Origin of the sequence: Pseudomonas sp. MPC6 (assembly GCF_006094435.1) — a bacterium.
In the GTDB taxonomy this organism is placed as follows: Bacteria; Pseudomonadota; Gammaproteobacteria; order Pseudomonadales; family Pseudomonadaceae; genus Aquipseudomonas.
The window spans coordinates 859,083-878,693 of the sequence record NZ_CP034783.1 but is presented as its reverse complement, the minus strand read 5'-3'; the positions used below and the strand labels follow the sequence as shown (position 1 = coordinate 878,693).

Sequence of the window (19,611 nt, the reverse complement as noted above, 5' to 3'; positions counted from 1 at the left end):
ACGTTCGCGGCGTTTTCGCAAACCGCCGTCATATGGGGTACGACTTCGGGGAAGGTGAGAGTGTTCAAGGGAATTGATGGGCGCAGGAAATACCTGAATACCACCCGATGCACAAATTTGCCGATCAGGTGCAATTATGAAACAGGTTCGACTCGTGGCATTCGCTCAAATCACGCGAAACGCCTGTCTCGAACGCTGCAATTCATGGACCGCGCACAGGCACCTGGCGATCTCGACCTGCCCGGATGGCGATTACACCCGCTCAGGCGAGAGTTAGCGCAATACTGGTCCCTGAGCGTTTCAGGAAACTGGCGCGTTATTTTTCGTTTTTCAGGTTCGGATATCGAGCTGGTCGACTATCTGGACTACCACTGACAGGAGGCAGGACATGCCTATGCACAACCCGCCACACCCTGGCGAAACACTATTGACAGATATACTGCCCGAGCTGGGCATCAGCGTCACAGAGCTGGCCCGGCACTTGGGGTTTGCGCGTCCGCATTTATCACGGGTATTGCATGGCCACGCGCCGATCAGTCCGGATCTGGCCGTACGTCTGGAGCGGGCCGGGATTGGCAAGGCGCGCATGTGGCTAGGGGTCCAAACCGATTACGATCTCTGGCAAGCCGAGCATCGTGAGCAACCGGCGATCCAACCCATTGCCGTCCACGCCTGACAACCGCTAGACCACCAACGCCCCCGACACCGCCGTGCGCGTGGCTTTGCCGCAGAGTTGTTCCACCAGCGTCAGCGCAAACTCAAGCGCGCCACCCGAGCCCTGGGCGGTGATGCAGTTGCCGTCGACCACCACTGGCTGGTCGACGAAGTTGCAACCCGACAGTTGATGGCTGGCCGATGGCAGGCAGGTCATACGCCTTTGGCGCAGGACGCCGAAGGTTTGCAGTGCGAGCGCCGGGGCCTCGGCGATGCCGGCGAACAGGCGTCCGGCCGCCGCCTGATCCTTGACCAATTGTTGCAAGGGTTGATGCGCCGCCAGATGTTGCGCTCCCACGGCCCCACCCGGGAGCACGATCAGATCGAACGGCTGGGCCAGCAAGTCCACCAGCATCGCATCGGAGGTCACTCGGGTGCCACGGGCACAGGTGAGCATGCGCCGCCCCTCGATGCTGGCCACCACCACTTCGACGTTGGCACGGCGCAGCACATCGATCAGGGTCACTGTTTGCAGGTCATCGATGCCCTCGGCGAGGGTAATCAGTGCTCTTGAGGTCATGGGTGCAGTCCGCTGAATGATCTTTAAAGCGTAGTCAGCTTTCCCGGCTCTCGTTCGAGCTTGGAGCTACTTGATGTAAAGCTGCGTCGACAGGGTGTTGCCCGGGGCGTTGATCGAGGTATTGCTGAAGGTGAACGTACCCTCCTGTTTGCCTGCCAGATCGAAGACATACAAATAGCCGACCGTTTTTTTCCCTACGGTGCATTCGGTCAGGTTGCCATTATCAAACGCACAGATCGGGGTCCGGGTGCCGTTCACCGCAAAGCCGTCCAGCCCGACATGCGCGCCACGACCGTAGCCGACTTCCAGCACGTAGACCCGGATGTTCGCGCCGCTGTGATTGCAGCGTGTCTGCTCCTGTCCCTGTGCAATGTCTTCAAAACCACAGCCCGGTGACTCGACCTTGAGCACTTTCACCTGACTCAACGGCGGCGCCGAGGCAGCCAAGGCGATTTGCGCCCCCGCAAACAGGGCCATCAATAGTACGGATCCGACAACCAGCCCTTTTCTCATGCAATACATAAGCCCCCCAAACCAGCGCGCAGTATGGCTCACTTGGCTTTAACGCAAAACTTCGACGACGATCGCAGCCATAAGCAGTAATAACCCCACTCTGCTGGTATGATGCGCGGCTTTTTCCGACCTACAGCAAATTATCGGGCGCCTGCGGTGGTCTGTGCTTTGCTGTTGAAGTCGATACATTCACGGCGCCTGGCGCGCCACGGGGAGCAGACATGCTGGAAAGGCTGTTTCAACTCAAGGCACATGACACCAACGTGCGGACCGAGATTCTGGCGGGCCTCACGACCTTTTTGGCCATGGCCTACATTCTGTTCGTCAACCCGAGCATCCTCGGCGAGACCGGCATGGACAAAGGCGCGGTGTTCGTCGCGACCTGCCTGGCAGCCGCCTTCGGTTCCACCGTGATGGGCCTGATCGCCAACTACCCGATCGCCCTCGCGCCGGGCATGGGCTTGAACGCCTTCTTCACCTATACCGTGGTCCTGAACATGGGGCACACCTGGCAAGTGGCGTTGGGTGCGGTGTTCATCTCGGCGGTGATGTTCTTCCTACTCTCGATCTTCCGTATCCGTGAATGGATCGTCAACAGTATCCCGTTGCCCCTGCGTTCGGCCATTGCCGCCGGTATCGGCCTGTTCCTGGCGCTGATCGCCCTGCACAACGCCGGCATCGTCGTCAGCAACCCGGCGACCATGCTCGGCCTCGGCGACCTCAAGCAACCGGCACCGATCCTCGCCACCCTGGGCTTTGCCCTGATCGTCGCCCTCGAAGCCCTGAAGGTTCGCGGCGCCGTACTGATCGGCATCCTGGCGGTGACCATCACCTCTATTGCGATGGGCTTTACCCCGTTCGGCGGCGTCATGTCGATGCCACCGTCGCTGGCGCCGACCTTCCTGCAACTGGACATCAAAGGCGCACTGGACATCGGTCTGGTCAGTGTGATTTTCGCGTTCCTGTTCGTCGATCTGTTCGATAACTCCGGCACCCTGATCGGTGTGGCCAAGCGCGCCGGCCTGATGGGCAAGGATGGCCACATGCCAAAAATGGGCCGCGCCCTGATCGCCGACAGTACCGCGGCCATGGCCGGTTCCTTGCTGGGGACTTCAACGACGACCAGCTACATCGAATCCGCCGCTGGCGTGAGTGCCGGTGGCCGCACCGGCCTGACCGCTGTCGTGGTTGCGATTCTGTTCCTGCTGGCGTTGTTTTTCTCGCCATTGGCCGCCAGCGTTCCGGCGTTCGCCACGGCACCTGCCCTGCTGTTCGTCGCGGTACTGATGACATCCGGCCTGGCCGAAATAGACTGGGACGACATTACCGTTGCTGCACCGGTCGTGGTCACCGCCCTGGCCATGCCATTCACTTATTCCATCGCCAATGGCATCGCCTTCGGTTTCATTTCCTGGACCGCGATCAAGCTGCTCTCCGGTCGGGGCCGTGAATTGAATTCGGCGCTGGTGATCCTGTCGATTCTGTTCGTGATCAAATTGGGTTGGTTCAACGCATGACTTTTGATACCCAGGCTTACGCCGTTCAGCTCGAAGAAAAGGTCATGCGCCTGCGTGATCTCCTGGCCCCGTTCGATGCGCCAGAACCTGCCGTGTTCGACTCGCCGCTGCAGAACTTTCGCCTGCGCGCAGAATTTCGCCTGTGGCGCGAAGGCGGCGAGCGCCATTACGCAATGTTTTCCCAGGAAGACAAACGCACGCCGATCCTGATCGAAGAATTTCCGATCGCCAGCCTGCGCATCAATCAGTTGATGCCGCAGCTCAAAGCGGCCTGGCAAGGCAGTACGGCGCTGAGTCACAAGCTGTTCCAGGTGGAGTTCCTGACCACCCTGGCCGGCGATGCAATGATCACGCTGTGCTACCACCGTCCGCTGGACGAGCATTGGCACGCAGCCGCCTCGAAACTGGCAGCCGAGCTGAATGTCAGCGTTATCGGCCGCTCCAAGGGCAAGCGCGAAGTCATCGGTCATGATTACGTGATCGAGAAACTGGAGGTCGGTGGCCGCACGTTCAGCTACCGCCAGCCGGAAGGTGCGTTTACCCAGCCCAACGGCACGGTGAACCAGAAGATGCTCAACTGGGCTTATGACGCGCTGGGTGATCGAACTGACGATTTGCTGGAGCTGTATTGCGGCAACGGCAACTTCACCCTGCCGCTCGCGACTCGTGTGCGTAAGGTGCTGGCCACCGAAATCAGCAAGTCTTCGGTCAATGCGGCACTGAGCAATCTCAGCGATAACGCGGTGGATAACGTCACCCTGGTGCGCCTGTCCGCCGAGGAGCTGACCGAGGCGTTGAACGAAGTGCGCCCGTTCCGTCGCCTGCACGGCATCGACCTGAAGAGCTACGAGTTCGGTAGCGTCTTCGTCGACCCGCCCCGCGCGGGCATGGATCCGGACACCTGCGAACTGACCCGGCGCTTTGACAACATTCTGTACATTTCCTGCAATCCGCAAACGCTGGCGGCCAACATCGCCCAACTGCACGATACCCATCGCATCACTCGCTGTGCGATGTTCGATCAATTTCCGTGGACCCATCACATGGAATCCGGGGTGTTGTTGACCCGTCGTTGATCGCAGTTGCCGCCTACGAATCAGCCGTCGTCACGACGGCTTTTTTGTGGGCGCTCAAAGTGCCGATTTGCCCGAGCCGGGCTGCCAGTCGAGACGCCTGTATTTGTGTGGCGGAATTTGATAAATACAGAATCAGCCACTCCATTTGATCCCTGGTGTAATCAATCATGCAGCGACTATTCGACGATCTTCAACTGGGCAGCATCGAGCTGTTTTGCCTGGCCGCCGAGGCCGGTAGCTTCACCGCTGCCGCGCTGGTGGCCGGCGTGACGCCGGCAGCCGTGAGCCGATCGGTGTCGCGCATGGAAGAACGCCTGGGCGTGCGGCTGTTCGCACGCACCACCCGCAGCGTAAAACTGACCGACAGTGGCCGGCGGTACTACGAAGAGTGTCGCCAGGCGCTGGCGCAACTGGTCGAGGCCCAGCGCGAGGTCATGGGCCAGCAGCAGGAGCCTTCCGGCACCTTGCGCATCAGTATCCCCACCACGTATGCCCATCACCGCATCCTGCCGCTGCTGCCGGCGTTTCGGGAGCGCTTTCCGGCGGTGAAGGTCGAGTCGCACATCAGCAATCGCAATATCGATTTTGTTGGTGAAGGCTATGACATGGCCATCCGCGTACGGGCGATTCCGGATTCCGGCCTCATCGCCAGGCACCTGGAAGATGCAGCGTTGGTGATGATCGCCAGTCCCGACTACCTGAAACGTACCGGCACTCCGCAAACCCTGGACGACCTTGCGCAGCATGAATGCATTCAGTACGAACTGCCCAGCAGCGGCCGGCGCATTGCCTGGTTGTTCAACGACAATGGCGTGCAGCGCGAGATGCTTGCCGAAGGCAGCCTCAGTTGTTCCGACGACGTGCTCGGAGGCGTGACCCTGGCCAAACATGGGGCGGGGCTGTTTCAGACTTATCGCTTCATCGTCGAAAACGAATTGGCCGAGGGTTCGCTGGTGGAAGTGCTCAAGCCTTATGGCGGACGTTCGCGCCCATTCACCCTGCTTTATCCGCAAAGTCGTCATGTGCCGCTGCGATTGAGGGCTTTCATCGATTTTCTGGTCGAGCATCTTCCGCGCTGAAAAGGTCGCAGCCTGCGGCAGCTCCACATTTGGAATGCGTTCTCCTGTAGGAGCTGGCTTGCCAGCGAAGGCGTCCGTTCAGCGATAAATATGTTGACTGACCCACCGCTTTCGCTGGCAAGCCAGCTCCTACAGGTTTTGCGCCAGACTTCAATCCCGAACACCCCACGATCTTTCCAATGTTCGATCACCGCACACAAAAACCGCAGTCGCTGTCTCTGCAATTGACCAAATTAACCATTCAGTACATTTTATCTCCACAGGCCGGAACCCTCGGCCGATTCCAAAAATAATAAGTGGAGACAAGCGATGCCCCCTATCGTCCTGGTGCTCAACGGCCCCAACCTGAACCTGCTCGGTACCCGTGAACCGGCGACATACGGTCACGAAACCCTGGCCGATGTTTCGGCATTGTGCGCACGGGCCGCCGAAGAGTTCGGTCTGGCGGTGGAGTTTCGCCAGACCAATCATGAAGGCGAACTGCTGGACTGGATTCACGCCGCCCGCGGCCGTTGCGCTGGAATCGTCATCAACCCGGCGGCCTGGACCCACACCTCGGTGGCGATCCGCGATGCCCTGGTCGCCAGCGAGCTGCCGGTGATCGAAGTCCACCTGTCCAACGTCCATGCCCGCGAGCCATTCCGCCACCACAGCTTCGTTTCAGCCATTGCCACCGCAGTCATGGCCGGTTTCGGCAGCCACGGTTATCGCCTGGCGCTGGAACATTTCAGCCTGCGTTTGAAGGGGTGAACGCCATGAACCAGAACACTACCGTACTGGCCGGACTGATCGGCGCCGGCATCCAGGCTTCCCGCACCCCGGCACTGCACGAGCATGAAGGCGATGCCCAGGGTGTGCGCTACCTCTATCGCCTGATCGATCTCGAGCCGCTGAAACTCGACAGCAGTGCCTTGCCCGACCTGTTGTTGGCAGCCGAGCGCATGAACTTCACCGGTCTGAACATCACGTTTCCGTGCAAACAGACCATCATCCCGCTGCTCGACGAGCTGTCGCCGGAAGCCCGCGGCATCGGCGCCGTCAACACCGTGGTACTCAAGGATGGTAAACGTATTGGCCACAACACCGACTGCCTGGGTTTTGCCGAAGGTTTTCGCCGTGGCCTGCAGGGCGTAGCCCTTGAACGCGTGGTGCAAATGGGCGCAGGGGGCGCAGGCGCAGCGGTGGCCCATGCGTTATTGAGCGAAGGCGTACAGCTGCTCAGCATTTTTGATGTGGATACCCGCCGCGCGCAGTCGCTGGCGAACAACCTCAATCAACACTTCGGCGCTGGCCGCGCGGTCGCCGGGCATGATCTGCAGGGCACCCTGGCCGAGGCCGACGGCCTGGTGAACACCACGCCCATGGGCATGAAAAAACTGCCGGGCACGCCGGTGCCTGTAGAGATGATGCGAGGTGCGCTGTGGGTGGCGGAGATCGTTTATTTTCCGCTGGAAACCGAACTGCTGCGCAACGCCCGCGCCTTGGGTTGCCGGACACTGGATGGCGGCAACATGGCGGTGTTTCAGGCGGTGAAGGCGTTTGAACTGTTCAGCGGCATCGTGCCGGATGCGCAGCGGATGCTCGCGCATTTTCAGAGCATGAATGGCTAAAAAGCTTCGCGGGCAAGCCTCGCTCCTACAGGTTCCATGTTGCCCCTGTAGGAGCGAGCGATGCGGCGACCCGACTTGCCCGCGAAGGCGTCAGGCCTGCAGATATCTCAAAACCGACTCGCAGATCATCTCCCGATGACGCTGCTTGATGTTTTCGTCCGGCAAGTCGATCTGAAAAATCTCACCGAAGGTATGGCGGTTCGATACGCGATAGAAGCAGAACGAACTGATCAGCAAATGCACATCCAACGGCTCGAGCCCTGCACGGAACACGCCTTCCTCGGCCCCGCGACGCAAGATCTCGCCCAGTGAGTCGAGGATGGTGTTGTTCATCGCCTTGATCGCATCGGAGCGCTTCACATAGTCGGCGTTGTGAATGTTCTCGATGCAGACGATACGCACGAAATCGACGTTGCGGTCATGGTGATCGAAAGTGAACTCGACCAGCCGCCGAATCGCCTCCACCGGCGCCAGTTCAGCCAGGTGCAGACGGCTTTCGGTGCTGCGGATATCGCCGTAGAGTTTCTCCAACACCTCGACGTAGAGCTGTTCCTTACTGCCGAAGTAGTAATAGATCATGCGCTTGGAGGTGTGGATACGCTCGGCGATCGCATCGACGCGAGCGCCGGAAAGCCCCTGCTGGACGAACTCTGCAATGGCTTCTTGCAGAATGTTCTCGCGGGTCTTTTCCGGGTTGTTCTTGCGACTCTTGCGAGGCTCTGCAATTGGTTCGTCGGGCGCTGCTGAGAGTTCTGAAGTTATTGTCATTGCGGGCTCACGGCCATCACTGCACAGGCTGGCGATTATGGGCCGCGCCGCACAGTGAAGGAAGCCGCGCGGCAGCGGTTTAACCGCAAGTTTACGAATTTCCTACAACTTTGCCTGACGGATGGCACCACTGCGCGACTTGGCCATGGCTGCCAGCCGCACCGCCACGTTGGCCGCACCGTAACCGGCGTAGCCATTCTTGCGCTGGATGATTTCAAAGAAGAACCGTCCTTCAAACGGTTCGGTGTACACATGGAACAGCTCACCGCCCTGGGCATCGCGATCGTAAAGCACGTTGTAATACGCCAGCTCGCTGAGGAACTCGTCGTCGAAATCGAAGCGCGCCGCCAGGTCATCGTAATAATTGAGCGGGATATCCAGCAGCGGTACGCCTGCCTCCTTCGCACGACTGACCTCGGCAAAGATATCGTCGCAATCAAAAGCGATGTGATGCACGCCCGAGCCGCGATAACTCGACAGCGCGTGTGAAATCGCGGTATTGCGGTTCTCGGAAATATTCAGCGGCAAGCGGATCGAGCTGCAGCGGCTGCGCAACGCCCGGCTCTTCACCAGGCCATACGGGTCGGGCAGCACCACTTCATCATCCGCTTCGAAATCCAGCAGGCTCTTGTAGAACAGCACCCAACTGTCGAGGCTGTCGGCCGGCAACGCCATGGCCATGTGGTCGATGCGCTTGAGACCGCCACTGGCCACGGCTGTTGGCTGCAGATTGAAATCGGTGCCATAAACGTCGGCATCCTGGTCTACCAGATAAATCAGACTCCCGTCCGGCGCGCGGACGGCGGCCAGCTCCAGTTCATTGGGGCCGACCAGTCCGCGATACGGCTGACCTTTGTAGGCCACGGCCCGGGCCAACGCGCTGGCGCTGTCCTTGACGCGCACCGCGGTGGCGCACAGCGAGGGTCCATGCGCTTCAAAGAAGCTGTGGGCGAACGAATAAGGCTCGGAGTTGAGGATCAGGTTGATATCACCCTGGCGCATCAGGCTCACACTCTTGGAGCGGTGTTGCCCGGCCTTGACGAAACCGAGTCGCTCCAGCCAATGGCATAGCTTGGCGCCAAGGCTTTCGTCCACGGCGAACTCGAGAAATTCGATGCCGTTGTATTGGCTGGCCTCGGGTGTCTCGAACAGGATATCGAGATTGGCCGGGGGGTTGGCTTCCTGCGCCAGACGCTCGCGGGTTTTCTCCTCCAGGTACAGCAAGGAACGCAGACCGTCGGCGGCGTTGGCCCGGGGCGGTGCCGCACGAAAACCATCGTTGAAGATCTCCAGCGACAACGGCCCGGTGTAGCCACTCTTGATGATCGGTGCGAGGAAGCCCGGCAAATCGAATTCGCCCTGGCCCGGGAAACACCGGAAATGCCGGCTCCACTCCAGCACATCCATGGCCAGGATCGGTGCGTCGGCCATTTGCACAAAGAAAATCTTGTCGCCGGGAATGTCGGCGATGGCGCTCGGATCGCCTTTGAGCGACAGCGTGTGAAAGCTGTCCAGCAACACACCCAGATTCGGGTGATCCGCCTGACGGACGATGTTCCACACTTGTTGCCAAGTGTTCACATGCCGGCCCCAGGCCAACGCTTCGTAACCGATCCGCAGGCCACGGGCGCCCGCGTGTTCAGCCAGCAGGCGCAAGTCGTCGACGAGAATCTGCTCATCACCGATGGCGTCGGCCGAGGCGTTGCTGCACACCAGCACCAGGTCGGTACCCAGCTCCTGCATCAGGTCGAACTTGCGCTCGGCCCGTTCCAGGTTACGTGGCAGACGGTCGCGGCGGCAGCCTTCGAAGTCCCGGAAGGGTTGAAACAGGGTGATGGCGATCCCCAGATCGGCGCACATCTGCCTGATTTCCCGCGGGCTCCCGTCGTAGTAGAGAAGGTCGTTCTCGAAAATCTCCACACCATCAAAACCGGCGGCGGCAATGGCTTCGAGTTTTTCCGGCAGGGTACCGCTCAAGGACACGGTGGCAATGGAACGCTGCATATTTCGACTCCCGGTGGTGGAGACTATTTTGTTAGAGGCATCACTCGCTTTCTGTAGGAGCCCGGCTTGCCGGCGATGGCGATCGTTCGGCCGCCATCGCCGGCAAGCCGGGCTCCTACAGTGAATTATTGGCTGCACGATCCCACACAGCAATTTAAAGTGTACTACCCAGTTAGTATTGCGTGCGATTATCGAACACAATGGCTATTAGCGAATTGACGATTTTTTGCCCAATGCGCAACATCGGCATCACATCGAGTCCGGGCATGAACCCGGTCTCAGTAATCAAAAGACCCTGAACACCACATAAAAATTTCAAAAAACGGGTATACGCTCATGCACTCATTCAACGCCTTGCCCCCTCGCTCGAATTCCCACACGCCCTGCCTGGCGTCCATCCGAACGTCTCGTGCCTCAGGCCGAAACGTGCCGCTCGCTGAATAACGCGCTTTCGTCAAAAGACCAAAGCACCGCAGCCGATCAATCGCCCCGCGTCTATCGCCACCGATTGATCACGCGCCCTTGAAGTCCCGACGAGCTTCGCTTGTCAGTCATTGAACGGATGGCACAGATGATTCCTTCTCAGAGTTCACGCATGGCTCCGGCCATCGGTACCGCCGGCGGCATCGGCGACAAGATCCGCGGCGCCATGGCGGTCGGCAAAACCCGTTGGGGCATGCTGGCGCTGGTGTTTTTCGCCACCACCCTGAACTACATCGACCGCGCCGCACTGGGCGTGATGCAGCCGATCCTGGCCAAGGAAATGAGCTGGACGGCGATGGACTACGCCAACATCAACTTCTGGTTCCAGGTCGGCTACGCCATCGGCTTCGTGCTGCAAGGCCGGTTGATCGACCGGGTCGGCGTGAAACGCGTGTTCTTCTGCGCGGTATTGCTCTGGAGCCTGGCCACGGGTGCCCACGGCCTGGCCACATCGGCGGTCGGTTTCATGGTCTGCCGCTTCATCCTGGGCCTGACCGAAGCCGCCAACTACCCGGCCTGCGTGAAAACCACGCGGTTGTGGTTCCCGGCCGGTGAACGTGCCGTGGCCACCGGCATCTTCAATGCCGGCACCAACGTCGGTGCGATGTTCACGCCGATGCTGCTGCCGCTGATCCTCCACGTGTGGGGCTGGCAGGCCGCGTTCCTGTGTATGGCGTCACTGGGCGGGATCTGGTTGCTGTTCTGGGGCTTGAAGTACTTCAACCCGGAGGATCACCCAAGCGTTAAACAATCGGAACTGGACTACATCCAGAACGAAGTCGAACCGGAGCAGACCCGCGTGCCGTTCTCGACAATCCTGCGCATGCGTGGCACCTGGGCCTTCGCCCTCGCCTACTCGCTGACCGCGCCGGTGTTCTGGTTCTACCTCTACTGGCTGCCACCGTTCCTCAATCAGCAATACAACCTCGGGATCAACGTGACCCAGATGGGTATTCCGCTGATCATCATCTACCTGACGGCCGACTTCGGCAGCGTCGGCGGCGGGATCCTGTCCTCGTTCCTGATCGGCCGCGGAATGAACGCGATCAAGGCGCGACTGCTGTCCATGTTCCTGTTCGCCTGCTGCATCATCGGCGTGGTCATGGCGGCAGGTTCGAGCAATCTGTGGGTTGCCGTGGCCGCCATTTCCCTGGCCATCGGTGCGCACCAGGCCTGGACGGCGAACATCTGGAGCCTGGTGATGGACTACACGCCCAAGCACATGATGAGTACGGTGTTCGGTTTCGGCGGCATGTGCGCCGCCATCGGCGGGATGTTCATGACCCAGTTGGTCGGCCACATCCTGACCGTTACCAACAACAATTACACGGTGCTGTTCACCCTGATTCCGGCGATGTACTTCATCGCGCTGATCTGGATGTACTTCATGGCACCGCGCAAGATTCCTACCGTCATCGACTGATACCCCGACGCCCCCTTGTAGGAGCGAGCTTGCTCGCGATGGTCGTCAACGATAACGCTGCAAGCCTGACACCCCGCAGCGTTCTCAAGTCCATCGCGAGCAAGCTCGCTCCTACACAGGTCGCTCACCGTTTCATCGACGGCTTTGTTGCCAGGCCGCCGCCAACCCGCTGCAGCAAATCACCGCGATCCCGACCACAGTGGTCAGGGTCGGCGTGTGGGCAAACAGCAACCAGCCCAGCAAACCGGCAAAGACAATCTGACAATAGCCGAACGGCGCCAGCAGTGCGGGTGCGGCGTGACGGAAAGCCTGGGTCAAAAACAGGTGCGCCGTCATCCCGCAAGCCCCCAGTGCCACCATCATCAAACCGTGCCCAAAGCTGGGAACTTGCCAGAAGAACGGCACCAGCGCGCTCATCACCAAGGTGTTGCACAGGCCGGCGAAGAAGTTGCTGGTGGTCGGGCTGTCGATCTTGCTGAGTTTGCGGGTGAGCAATTGATAGAAGCAGAAAAACAATGCCGAGCAGAGCGGCAACAACACGGCTGGCGTGAACAGGTCGCCGCCGGGGTGGACAATGATCACTACGCCGATAAATCCGCAAATCACCGCGATCCATTGGCCCCGGGTGACGCGCTCGCCCAACAGCGGCACCGACAGCGCGGTCACCAGGACCGGGGCAAGAAAGTTGACTGCCGTGGCTTCGGCCAACGGGATGTACTGCAGACCGGTGGTGAAAAACAAACTGGTGCCCAGCAGGCACAACGACCTGAGCAACTGCAGTAACGGCCGTCTGGTGCGCAGGACACTCAGCCCGGATTGCGGCAGAAAAATCCCGGCCATCAACAAGGTGTGAACCAGGTATCGGGCCCAGACCACCATGATGATCGGGTAGAACCCTGAAAGATATTTCGACAACGCGTCATGGCTGGAAAACAGAAAGGTCGCGACAACGATCAGCATGATCCCCTTGAAGGGCTGATTGACGCCGGAAAGCGGGGTGCTGAGGGTCATTGGGTTTCCTTACTTAAAGTCAAAAGCTTCGCGGGCAAGCCATAATGCCGATTGTAGGAGCGAGCTTGCTCGCTCCTACAAAAGGCTTGCCCGGCGCAGCACCGCTTACAGCCGCGCCATCAGTTCACGGGTTTTATCCAGCGCCATCTGCGCCCGTTGTAACCCACTCACGCCCTGCTCCAGCAACTGCACGGCGGGGATCTCCAGGCTCAACGCAATACTGGCTGGAAGACACTGCAACAACCCCGCCAGATCACAATCACCGTCCCCCGGAAAGCGCCGCTCATTACGTGCCTGGCGCAGAATCTCCGCCATGTCCGTCGGCCGCGGCCCCGCGACGTCGCACAACTGGGCATACCGTAACCGTGACGGGGCAACCCTGGCCAAGTCTTCCAGCCGCGACTGCGAACGATCGAAATGGAACGCGTCCACCAACACCCCGCCGTTTGCTCGATCGGCATTTTCGACGATACGCACCGCTTGTTCGAGATTGCGTGCATCGGTCCATGGCATGAATTCCAGGTGCGGATGAAGGCCGTAGGGAGCCGCCAGATCACAAAGTCTTGCGAAGTTTTCGGTGAGCCGCTGCTCGTCAGAATCGTTACCCGCTACCAGTAATTCAGTCGCACCGAATTCGGCGCCTACGGCCAGAATCTTCTCGAAACCAGCGACGACCGTGTCTGGCTTGAGCCGCAGGATTTCCACGTCCAGCACACGAACGCCGGTATCGCGCAAACGCTCCAGAGTCCTGCGGCGTAAATCATCATCGACTACCAGCGCAAAGTGATGTTCTTCAGGTGTCGCCGGTACCAGCCGCAGTCCGACATGACTGTAGCCTGCTCGCGCCGCGACCTCGACCATTTCTGGCGGCGACAACTCCAGTACCGTCAGACTCGCCAGAGAATAAATCCGTTCATTCATGTGCATCCCTCGAGAGAGCCACCGATTGTGGTCCGGGATTGGCGACTGCGCACAAGGACGCTTGCGTCAGAGGCTGTAAAGGCTGGCGATGCTGCTGGCCCATGTTGCCAGCACAGATCAAGGCGATAGGAAGGGGGCGATATCAAGGTGCGGTCCTCATGCGATTATTGTTGGAAGGTTGGACCTCAACAATTTAGAACCCGGTTCCAGATTCTTACACAGATAAGGATCGAAAGTGTTCGAACAACGCACATTTTTGGGCGTTTGAAATCACATTGCATTAGCGGCGCGTCCAGGTTAACTGAACAACTCGGACGCCTGACTCGCCGCAGACAACTCCTCGGTGTACTTCAACAATAACGGGGCCAACTCATGCAACCTCGCCCCCGGCATCCGCGCGCTCGGGCCGGCGATGCTGAGTACTCCGATCACCCGGCCATCGCCCGGATGCCTTACCACCGCCGCAATCGCCGAAGTCCCCACGGCCGAACTCTCCTCGACCCAGGCGTAACCCTGCTCCCGCGCCAGTCGCAGCCGTTCCAGCAACTCGATGTTGGAGCGCGGTGCATTCGGCCCCAGGTCTTTCGGGCGGTCACTGCCCTGGCGTTCCACCAGCGACAGGGCTTCGGCATCGCTCATGCTCGCCAGCCACGCATGCCCCGACGCGGTATAGAACAGCGGCGCATCACGGCCCATATCCGGGTCGTATCGCAGACCGGAGCGGGCGCCCTGGGATTTGGCGATCCAGGTCTGTCGCTCGCCTTCGATCACCCCAAGTCGCACCAGCTCCCCGGTTTCCCGAGCCAGGCGATCGAGCACCGGCTGCACGATATCGGCGCCGCTGCTCGACAGATAACGGAACCCCATCGCCACCAGCTTGGTGGACAGGTGATAACGCAAATTCTCCGGATTCTGCCGTACGTAGCCCAGCCGGATCAGTTCGGCGAGCAGGCGATGGGTCGCGCTTTTGGGGATATCCAGTTGCTCTGCCAGCGTTTGCATCGGCAGACCGCGAGGGTCGCTGGTGAGACTTTCCAGCACACTGAAAACACGTTCGATCTGACTGCCGGCCATGAGAGGCTCCCCGCAAAATGTGTCCGATTCTAAAAGACAAACCGCCCAATGCGAAATCTGGAACCCGCTGTCCGATAACCGCCCGTTTTGCGCGGTCGATGGTTGCCGAATCAGAGCATGCCCGTATATTTTCTGGAATCAAATTCTAAAAATATGAGTTTCAAACATGCCTGCCGAACCACACAACGCTGCGGATATTGACTGCGACGTGCTGATCATTGGCTCCGGTGCAGCCGGACTGTCTGCGGCAGTCACTGCTGCATGGCATGGCCTGAACGTCATTGTGGTCGAGAAAGACTCGGTGTTTGGCGGCGCCACGGCGTGGTCCGGTGGATGGGCGTGGGTGCCGTGCAATCCCCTGGCCCGTCGCGCGGGTATCGTCGAAGACGTCGAGCAACCGCGCACCTACCTGAAACATGAACTGGGCGAGCGTTACGAGCCAACGATGATAAATGCGTTCCTCGAGGCCGGCCCGCGAATGGTCGCGTTCTTCGAACAGCACACCTCGTTGCAGTTCGCTGACGGCAATGCGATTGCCGACATCCATGGCGACACTCCAGGAGCCGGCACCGGCGGACGCTCGGTGATCGCTGCGCCTTATGACGGACGAAAAGTCGGCAAGCTGCTCAAGCGTCTGCGCAAAACCATGCGCGAAACTTCGTTCATGGGCATGCCGATCATGGCGGGCGCGGACCTTGGTGCGTTTCTCAACCTTACACGCTCGCTGTCGGCAGCCTGGCATGTGACCCGGCGCGTTACCTGTCACCTGCTCGACCTCGCCATTCATGGCCGGGCGATGCAGCTGGTCAACGGCGTGGCGCTGGTGGCCCGGCTGGCAAAGTCCGCCGAAGACCTTGGCGTGTTGCTTTGGGAATCGGCGCCGGTGACCGAGTTATTGCAAGAGGGCGATCACGTCCGGGGCGCGGTGATCAATACCGCCCAGCGCAAGATCCGCATCCATGCGCGCAAGGCAGTGGTGCTCGCCGCCGGTGGTTTCGCCAATGACATCGAGCGGCGCAAGGCCTTGTTCCCGCGCACACCCACAGGTCATGAACATTGGGCATTGCCGCCCTCAAGCGTCAGTGGCGATGGTCTGCGCCTGGGCGAAAGCGCCGGCGCCCGGGTCAACACCAACATGGCATCGCCCGTGGCCTGGGCACCGGTTTCGCAAGTGCCGCACAAAGACGGCAGCATCGGCCACTTCCCGCACATCATCGAGCGCGGTAAACCGGGGATCATCGGGGTGTTGAGCAACGGTCAGCGCTTCGTCAACGAAGCCAACGGCTACTACGACTATGTGACGGCCATGGTCGCTGCCGCACCGCAGGGCGAGGAAGTCGCCTCCTGGTTGATCTGCAGCCACGGTTTTCAGCGGCGCTATGGCCTCGGAATTTCCCGGCCGTTTCCGGTGCCTCTGTCACCCTTTATCCGCAGCGGCTATCTGAAAACCGGCAAGACCCTGGAGGCATTGGCGCGGGCCTGCGGCATCGACCCGAATGGCTTGAGCAGCACCGTGGCGCAATACAACCACCACGCGCGCAACGGGGAGGATCCCGCGTTCGGTCGCGGTTCGACACCCTACAACCGCAAGCAGGGGGATGCGTTGCAGCACCCCAATCCTTGCCTCGCACCGATCGAACAAGGCCCGTTCTATGCCGTGAAGGTCCAGCCCGGCTGCTTCGGCACCTTCGCCGGCCTGAAGGTCAACGCACACGCCCAGGTCCTCGATTCATCAGGACGGCCCATTACCGGGCTATACGCCGCGGGCGGCGATATGGCCAGCATCATGGGCGGGCACTACCCCGCCGGCGGCATCAATCTCGGCCCGGCGCTGACGTTCGGCTACATCGCTGCACGACATATCGCAGGCATTACAGCTGACGAACAGGAGATCGACCATGCAGCACATCGTTAACAACCCTTACACATTTCACCCACATATCTTTGGCAGTGCGGTTATTCATGGATCCGGCGATACACGCCCCATCATCCAAGAGAGACCGCAACCATGTTATGGAACAAGGCAAGACGCAGCGACAACGTGAACGACACTCGCAAGGGCAAGGATGCCCGCACACTCACAGGGAAAACGCTGGGCGCCGGACTGGCTGTCGTCGCACTGGCAAGCGCAGGACTTTATTCGACACTGGGGACGACACCGGACGAGACGCCCCTCATCTCCTCGAACACCCTCAACCCACCCGACGTCGTTCTTTCAATTGCCACCGAGGATCTGCAACTGAAGTTTGTACAGTCAGTACTGGGCGATACCGAAGACACCTGGAAACAACTTTTTGCGCAAACCGGGCGGCACTACCCGCCACCCACCCTGACGCTGTTCGACAATGGCGTGGTCTCGGGATGCGGCTACGCCAGCTCCGCCAGTGGTCCGTTCTACTGCCCGGGTGACCGGCAGCTGTACCTCGACCTGGCGTTCTTCGCCAAACTGGAGCAGCAGTTCTCAGTGGTCGGTGACTTCGCACGGGCTTACATCATCGCTCATGAGGTCAGCCATCACGTGCAACTCGAGCTGGGACTTTCCGAACCCTTCGAGAAGGCCTTGCTCGACCAGCAACCCGTCGCCGGCGATGGCGGCCTGGAGGTGCGTGCGGAGTTGCAGGCCGATTGCCTGGCCGGCGTCTGGGCGTACCATGCACAGGAACGCCTGGACTGGCTGGAGCCTGGCGATATCGAGGCCGCCTTGCAGGCCGCGGCCGCCTTCGGTGACGACAGCCTGCAACGCTCCCGAAACCATACAGTCCGGCCAGAGACGTTCAGTCACGGCACTTCGCAGCAGCGCGCGGACTGGTTCAGAACCGGTTTCGCCACCGGCCGGACCGACGCTTGCGACACCTTCGCCGCCGACGACCTTTAACCCATCCGTCAACCAAGAGGTCAAAGTCACCGCCTGCACAGAACCGGCGCCGCTCCAGGCTGTCTGACGACCGGACTGGCGCCGCTTTCACTCACCAGCAACACTCACCACCAAGCGCCTTCATCAAGCAACAAAAGAGGATCCCCCACATGCTATGGAAAAAAGGCCGACGCAGCGACAACGTGGTCGATGCCCGGGGCGATGATGCCGGCGGCGGTGGCGGGATGCGTTTCGGTGGCGGCAAGGGCCTGAGCCTGACGGCGATCGTGCTGATCGTCGGGATCGGCTGGCTCACCGGCCAGGACCCCTTGCAGATCCTCGGGCAACTCACCGGGCAGATGAGCGATCAATCGGCGCCGGCGCCGACGCAAACCCGCAAGGCGCCACCGGCCAATGATGAAGGGGCCGAATTCGTGCGCTCGATCCTGGGCGATACCGAAGACACCTGGCGGCAGATTTTCCAGCAGGCCGACCGTCAATACAAGGACCCGACCCTGGTGCTGTTCAGCAACCGCGTCAACTCGGCATGCGGCCTGGCGACGTCGGCCACCGGTCCGTTCTATTGCCCGGCGGACCAGAAAGTCTACCTGGACACGAGCTTCTTCCAGGAGATGTCCCAACGCTTTTCCGCTGCGGGCGATTTCGCGCAGGCCTACGTGATCGCTCACGAAGTCGGGCATCACGTGCAGACCTTGCTCGGCGTATCGGCGAAAATTCAGACCGCACGCCAACAAGGCCGGCAAATGGAAGGTGATGGTGGCTTGCTGGTGCGCCAGGAACTCCAGGCCGATTGCCTGGCCGGGGTCTGGGCCCATAATGCCCAGCAACGCCTGAACTGGCTGGAACCGGGGGACATCGAAGAAGCCTTGAACGCCGCCAACGCCATTGGCGACGACCGCCTGCAACAGCAAGGCCAGGGTCGCGTGGTGCCGGACTCGTTTACCCATGGTACGTCGGCGCAAAGGGTGCGCTGGTTCAAAACCGGATTCGCCCAGGGCCAGGTCGGCCAGTGCGATACCTTTGCGGCGAAAAACCTGTGATGAAAACGTGGCTGCTGGCTCTACTGTTCACCTGCGCAAGCACCCAGGCTGCCGAGCAGGGGGTCAAGGAACTCAGCCCCGGTCGCCTGCTGTTGACCTCGGGTGAGATCGCGGTGGGCATCGGCCCGGCACCGACGAAAATCGAACGGGTGCTGATCATCATCCATGGCCGCCTGCGCAATGCCGAAACCTATCGCCAGAGTGCAGAACACGCGGCTGAACGGGCAGGACAAAGCGCGACCACCCTGGTGATTGCGCCGCAATTTCTCAATGAGTCCGACGTCGCGCGCCATCCAGTGGCTGACAGCGTATTGCGCTGGCAGGGCAATGACTGGATGGCTGGCGGCGTGTCCACCGCTCCGTTCAACCTGAGTTCTTATGCGGCACTCGACGAAGTCGTCGCCCGAATCGGCGATCGTCGACAGTTTCCCGATGTGAAGCAGGTCATCATCGCCGGTCACTCCGGTGGCGCCCAGGTGGTTCAGCGCTATGCGATGCTGGGTCACGATCAGCCCGAGCTCAAGGCGGCCGGCGTGCAGCTGCGTTACGTCGTCGCCAATCCGTCTTCTTATGCGTACTTCGATGAACGTCGGCCCGTGGCATTCAGTCACGCCGGTTGCCCGGATTTCAATCGATGGAAGTACGGGCTGACGGATCTACCCGCCTATGCCGAGGGCCAAACGCCCGCGCAGCTGAAGGACAACTACGCCCAGCGTGACATCGTTTACCTGCTGGGGCAGCAGGACACCGACCCGAATCATCCGGCGCTGGATAAACGCTGTGAGGCAAAAGCCCAAGGGGCGAATCGCCTGGCTCGCGGGCGCAATTATTTTGATTATCTGAAGCGGCTGTATCCTCAAGGGATGAATCAGCAGCTGATCGAAGTGCCAGGGGTGGGGCATGATGGGGACGGGATGTTCAATTCGCCTGAGGGGCAGAAGGCTTTGTTTGGTCAGTGAGTTTTTGTGGTGTCTGATCTGACG

General features: G+C 60.3%; 19 protein-coding genes. 12 read left to right on the top strand and 7 right to left on the bottom strand.

What is annotated here, in order from left to right; all coding sequences use genetic code 11:
• Positions 1-117: 117 nt before the first annotated feature.
• Positions 118-375, top strand: coding sequence for a type II toxin-antitoxin system RelE/ParE family toxin (locus ELQ88_RS05990; RefSeq protein WP_138969484.1), 258 nt, complete (start codon positions 118-120; stop codon positions 373-375).
• A 13-nt stretch (positions 376-388) separates the two neighbouring features.
• Positions 389-676 (top strand): HigA family addiction module antitoxin, encoded by a 288-nt coding sequence (locus tag ELQ88_RS05985; protein ID WP_128874452.1) that lies wholly within the window; start codon positions 389-391, stop codon positions 674-676.
• A 6-nt stretch (positions 677-682) separates the two neighbouring features.
• Here the strand turns inward: ELQ88_RS05985 and ELQ88_RS05980 are convergent, their stop codons facing one another.
• Both ELQ88_RS05980 and ELQ88_RS05975 read right to left on the bottom strand, forming a co-directional pair.
• Positions 683-1,234 (bottom strand): DJ-1 family glyoxalase III, encoded by a 552-nt coding sequence (locus tag ELQ88_RS05980; protein ID WP_128874451.1) that lies wholly within the window; start codon positions 1,232-1,234, stop codon positions 683-685.
• A gap of 66 nt (positions 1,235-1,300) precedes the next feature.
• Positions 1,301-1,747 carry a DUF4879 domain-containing protein gene (locus ELQ88_RS05975; protein ID WP_128874450.1) on the bottom strand — a complete coding sequence of 149 codons (447 nt, stop codon included), beginning with the start codon at positions 1,745-1,747 and terminating at the stop codon, positions 1,301-1,303.
• 221 nt (positions 1,748-1,968) lie between these two features.
• Between ELQ88_RS05975 and ELQ88_RS05970 the strand changes: the two genes are divergently transcribed.
• The 5 genes from ELQ88_RS05970 (at position 1,969) to ELQ88_RS05950 (ending at position 7,029) form a co-directional block, all read left to right on the top strand.
• Entirely contained in the window at positions 1,969-3,264 is a 1,296-nt protein-coding gene (locus ELQ88_RS05970) for an NCS2 family permease (protein ID WP_128874449.1), read from the top strand.
• On the top strand, positions 3,261-4,340 hold the full coding sequence (gene trmA / locus ELQ88_RS05965) for a tRNA (uridine(54)-C5)-methyltransferase TrmA (protein WP_138964156.1): 1,080 nt from the start codon (positions 3,261-3,263) through the stop codon (positions 4,338-4,340). The genes ELQ88_RS05970 and trmA overlap by 4 nt, the downstream gene beginning before the upstream one ends.
• Before the next feature lie 167 nt (positions 4,341-4,507).
• Positions 4,508-5,419, top strand: coding sequence for a LysR family transcriptional regulator (locus ELQ88_RS05960; RefSeq protein WP_128874447.1), 912 nt, complete (start codon positions 4,508-4,510; stop codon positions 5,417-5,419).
• 309 nt (positions 5,420-5,728) lie between these two features.
• On the top strand, positions 5,729-6,169 hold the full coding sequence (gene aroQ / locus ELQ88_RS05955; RefSeq protein ID WP_064675777.1) for a type II 3-dehydroquinate dehydratase: 441 nt from the start codon (positions 5,729-5,731) through the stop codon (positions 6,167-6,169).
• 5 nt (positions 6,170-6,174) lie between these two features.
• Positions 6,175-7,029, top strand: a complete 855-nt coding sequence (locus tag ELQ88_RS05950) for a shikimate dehydrogenase (RefSeq protein WP_128874446.1) — start codon at positions 6,175-6,177, stop codon at positions 7,027-7,029.
• Between the two features lie 90 nt (positions 7,030-7,119).
• Here the strand turns inward: ELQ88_RS05950 and ELQ88_RS05945 are convergent, their stop codons facing one another.
• Together ELQ88_RS05945 and quiC are read right to left on the bottom strand one after the other, a co-directional pair.
• Positions 7,120-7,797 carry a TetR family transcriptional regulator gene (locus ELQ88_RS05945; protein ID WP_128874445.1) on the bottom strand — a complete coding sequence of 226 codons (678 nt, stop codon included), beginning with the start codon at positions 7,795-7,797 and terminating at the stop codon, positions 7,120-7,122.
• Between the two features lie 102 nt (positions 7,798-7,899).
• Positions 7,900-9,801, bottom strand: a complete 1,902-nt coding sequence (quiC, locus tag ELQ88_RS05940) for a 3-dehydroshikimate dehydratase QuiC (protein ID WP_138964154.1) — start codon at positions 9,799-9,801, stop codon at positions 7,900-7,902.
• 571 nt (positions 9,802-10,372) lie between these two features.
• Here quiC and ELQ88_RS05935 point away from each other — a divergent pair.
• Positions 10,373-11,707 carry an MFS transporter gene (locus ELQ88_RS05935; RefSeq protein WP_138964152.1) on the top strand — a complete coding sequence of 445 codons (1,335 nt, stop codon included), beginning with the start codon at positions 10,373-10,375 and terminating at the stop codon, positions 11,705-11,707.
• Between the two features lie 132 nt (positions 11,708-11,839).
• Here the strand turns inward: ELQ88_RS05935 and ELQ88_RS05925 are convergent, their stop codons facing one another.
• The 3 genes from ELQ88_RS05925 to ELQ88_RS05915 form a co-directional block, all read right to left on the bottom strand.
• On the bottom strand, positions 11,840-12,718 hold the full coding sequence (locus ELQ88_RS05925) for a DMT family transporter (protein WP_128874442.1): 879 nt from the start codon (positions 12,716-12,718) through the stop codon (positions 11,840-11,842).
• A 105-nt stretch (positions 12,719-12,823) separates the two neighbouring features.
• Entirely contained in the window at positions 12,824-13,639 is an 816-nt protein-coding gene (locus tag ELQ88_RS05920) for a sugar phosphate isomerase/epimerase (RefSeq protein WP_138964150.1), read from the bottom strand.
• Between the two features lie 297 nt (positions 13,640-13,936).
• Complete coding sequence (locus tag ELQ88_RS05915) at positions 13,937-14,713, bottom strand: IclR family transcriptional regulator (RefSeq protein ID WP_138964148.1); 777 nt, start codon at positions 14,711-14,713, stop codon at positions 13,937-13,939.
• Positions 14,714-14,879: 166 nt separating this feature from the next.
• Between ELQ88_RS05915 and ELQ88_RS05910 the strand changes: the two genes are divergently transcribed.
• From ELQ88_RS05910 to ELQ88_RS05895, 4 genes are all read left to right on the top strand, one after another.
• On the top strand, positions 14,880-16,628 hold the full coding sequence (locus ELQ88_RS05910; protein ID WP_138964146.1) for an FAD-dependent oxidoreductase: 1,749 nt from the start codon (positions 14,880-14,882) through the stop codon (positions 16,626-16,628).
• 93 nt (positions 16,629-16,721) lie between these two features.
• Positions 16,722-17,588 (top strand): neutral zinc metallopeptidase, encoded by an 867-nt coding sequence (locus ELQ88_RS05905; RefSeq protein ID WP_138964144.1) that lies wholly within the window; start codon positions 16,722-16,724, stop codon positions 17,586-17,588.
• A gap of 149 nt (positions 17,589-17,737) precedes the next feature.
• Positions 17,738-18,628, top strand: coding sequence for a neutral zinc metallopeptidase (locus ELQ88_RS05900; RefSeq protein WP_128874437.1), 891 nt, complete (start codon positions 17,738-17,740; stop codon positions 18,626-18,628).
• Complete coding sequence (locus tag ELQ88_RS05895) at positions 18,628-19,587, top strand: alpha/beta hydrolase (protein WP_138964142.1); 960 nt, start codon at positions 18,628-18,630, stop codon at positions 19,585-19,587. Before ELQ88_RS05900 ends, ELQ88_RS05895 begins: the two co-directional genes overlap by 1 nt.
• Positions 19,588-19,611 lie beyond the last annotated feature (24 nt).

Coding starts and splice junctions, on each gene's coding strand:
- ELQ88_RS05985 (WP_128874452.1), top strand. CDS start 389: ATGCCTATGCACAACCCGCCACACCCTGGCGAAACACTATTGACAGAT.
- ELQ88_RS05980 (WP_128874451.1), bottom strand. CDS start 1,234: ATGACCTCAAGAGCACTGATTACCCTCGCCGAGGGCATCGATGACCTG.
- ELQ88_RS05975 (WP_128874450.1), bottom strand. CDS start 1,747: ATGAGAAAAGGGCTGGTTGTCGGATCCGTACTATTGATGGCCCTGTTT.
- ELQ88_RS05970 (WP_128874449.1), top strand. CDS start 1,969: ATGCTGGAAAGGCTGTTTCAACTCAAGGCACATGACACCAACGTGCGG.
- trmA (WP_138964156.1), top strand. CDS start 3,261: ATGACTTTTGATACCCAGGCTTACGCCGTTCAGCTCGAAGAAAAGGTC.
- ELQ88_RS05960 (WP_128874447.1), top strand. CDS start 4,508: ATGCAGCGACTATTCGACGATCTTCAACTGGGCAGCATCGAGCTGTTT.
- aroQ (WP_064675777.1), top strand. CDS start 5,729: ATGCCCCCTATCGTCCTGGTGCTCAACGGCCCCAACCTGAACCTGCTC.
- ELQ88_RS05950 (WP_128874446.1), top strand. CDS start 6,175: ATGAACCAGAACACTACCGTACTGGCCGGACTGATCGGCGCCGGCATC.
- ELQ88_RS05945 (WP_128874445.1), bottom strand. CDS start 7,797: ATGACAATAACTTCAGAACTCTCAGCAGCGCCCGACGAACCAATTGCA.
- quiC (WP_138964154.1), bottom strand. CDS start 9,801: ATGCAGCGTTCCATTGCCACCGTGTCCTTGAGCGGTACCCTGCCGGAA.
- ELQ88_RS05935 (WP_138964152.1), top strand. CDS start 10,373: ATGATTCCTTCTCAGAGTTCACGCATGGCTCCGGCCATCGGTACCGCC.
- ELQ88_RS05925 (WP_128874442.1), bottom strand. CDS start 12,718: ATGACCCTCAGCACCCCGCTTTCCGGCGTCAATCAGCCCTTCAAGGGG.
- ELQ88_RS05920 (WP_138964150.1), bottom strand. CDS start 13,639: ATGAATGAACGGATTTATTCTCTGGCGAGTCTGACGGTACTGGAGTTG.
- ELQ88_RS05915 (WP_138964148.1), bottom strand. CDS start 14,713: ATGGCCGGCAGTCAGATCGAACGTGTTTTCAGTGTGCTGGAAAGTCTC.
- ELQ88_RS05910 (WP_138964146.1), top strand. CDS start 14,880: ATGCCTGCCGAACCACACAACGCTGCGGATATTGACTGCGACGTGCTG.
- ELQ88_RS05905 (WP_138964144.1), top strand. CDS start 16,722: ATGTTATGGAACAAGGCAAGACGCAGCGACAACGTGAACGACACTCGC.
- ELQ88_RS05900 (WP_128874437.1), top strand. CDS start 17,738: ATGCTATGGAAAAAAGGCCGACGCAGCGACAACGTGGTCGATGCCCGG.
- ELQ88_RS05895 (WP_138964142.1), top strand. CDS start 18,628: ATGAAAACGTGGCTGCTGGCTCTACTGTTCACCTGCGCAAGCACCCAG.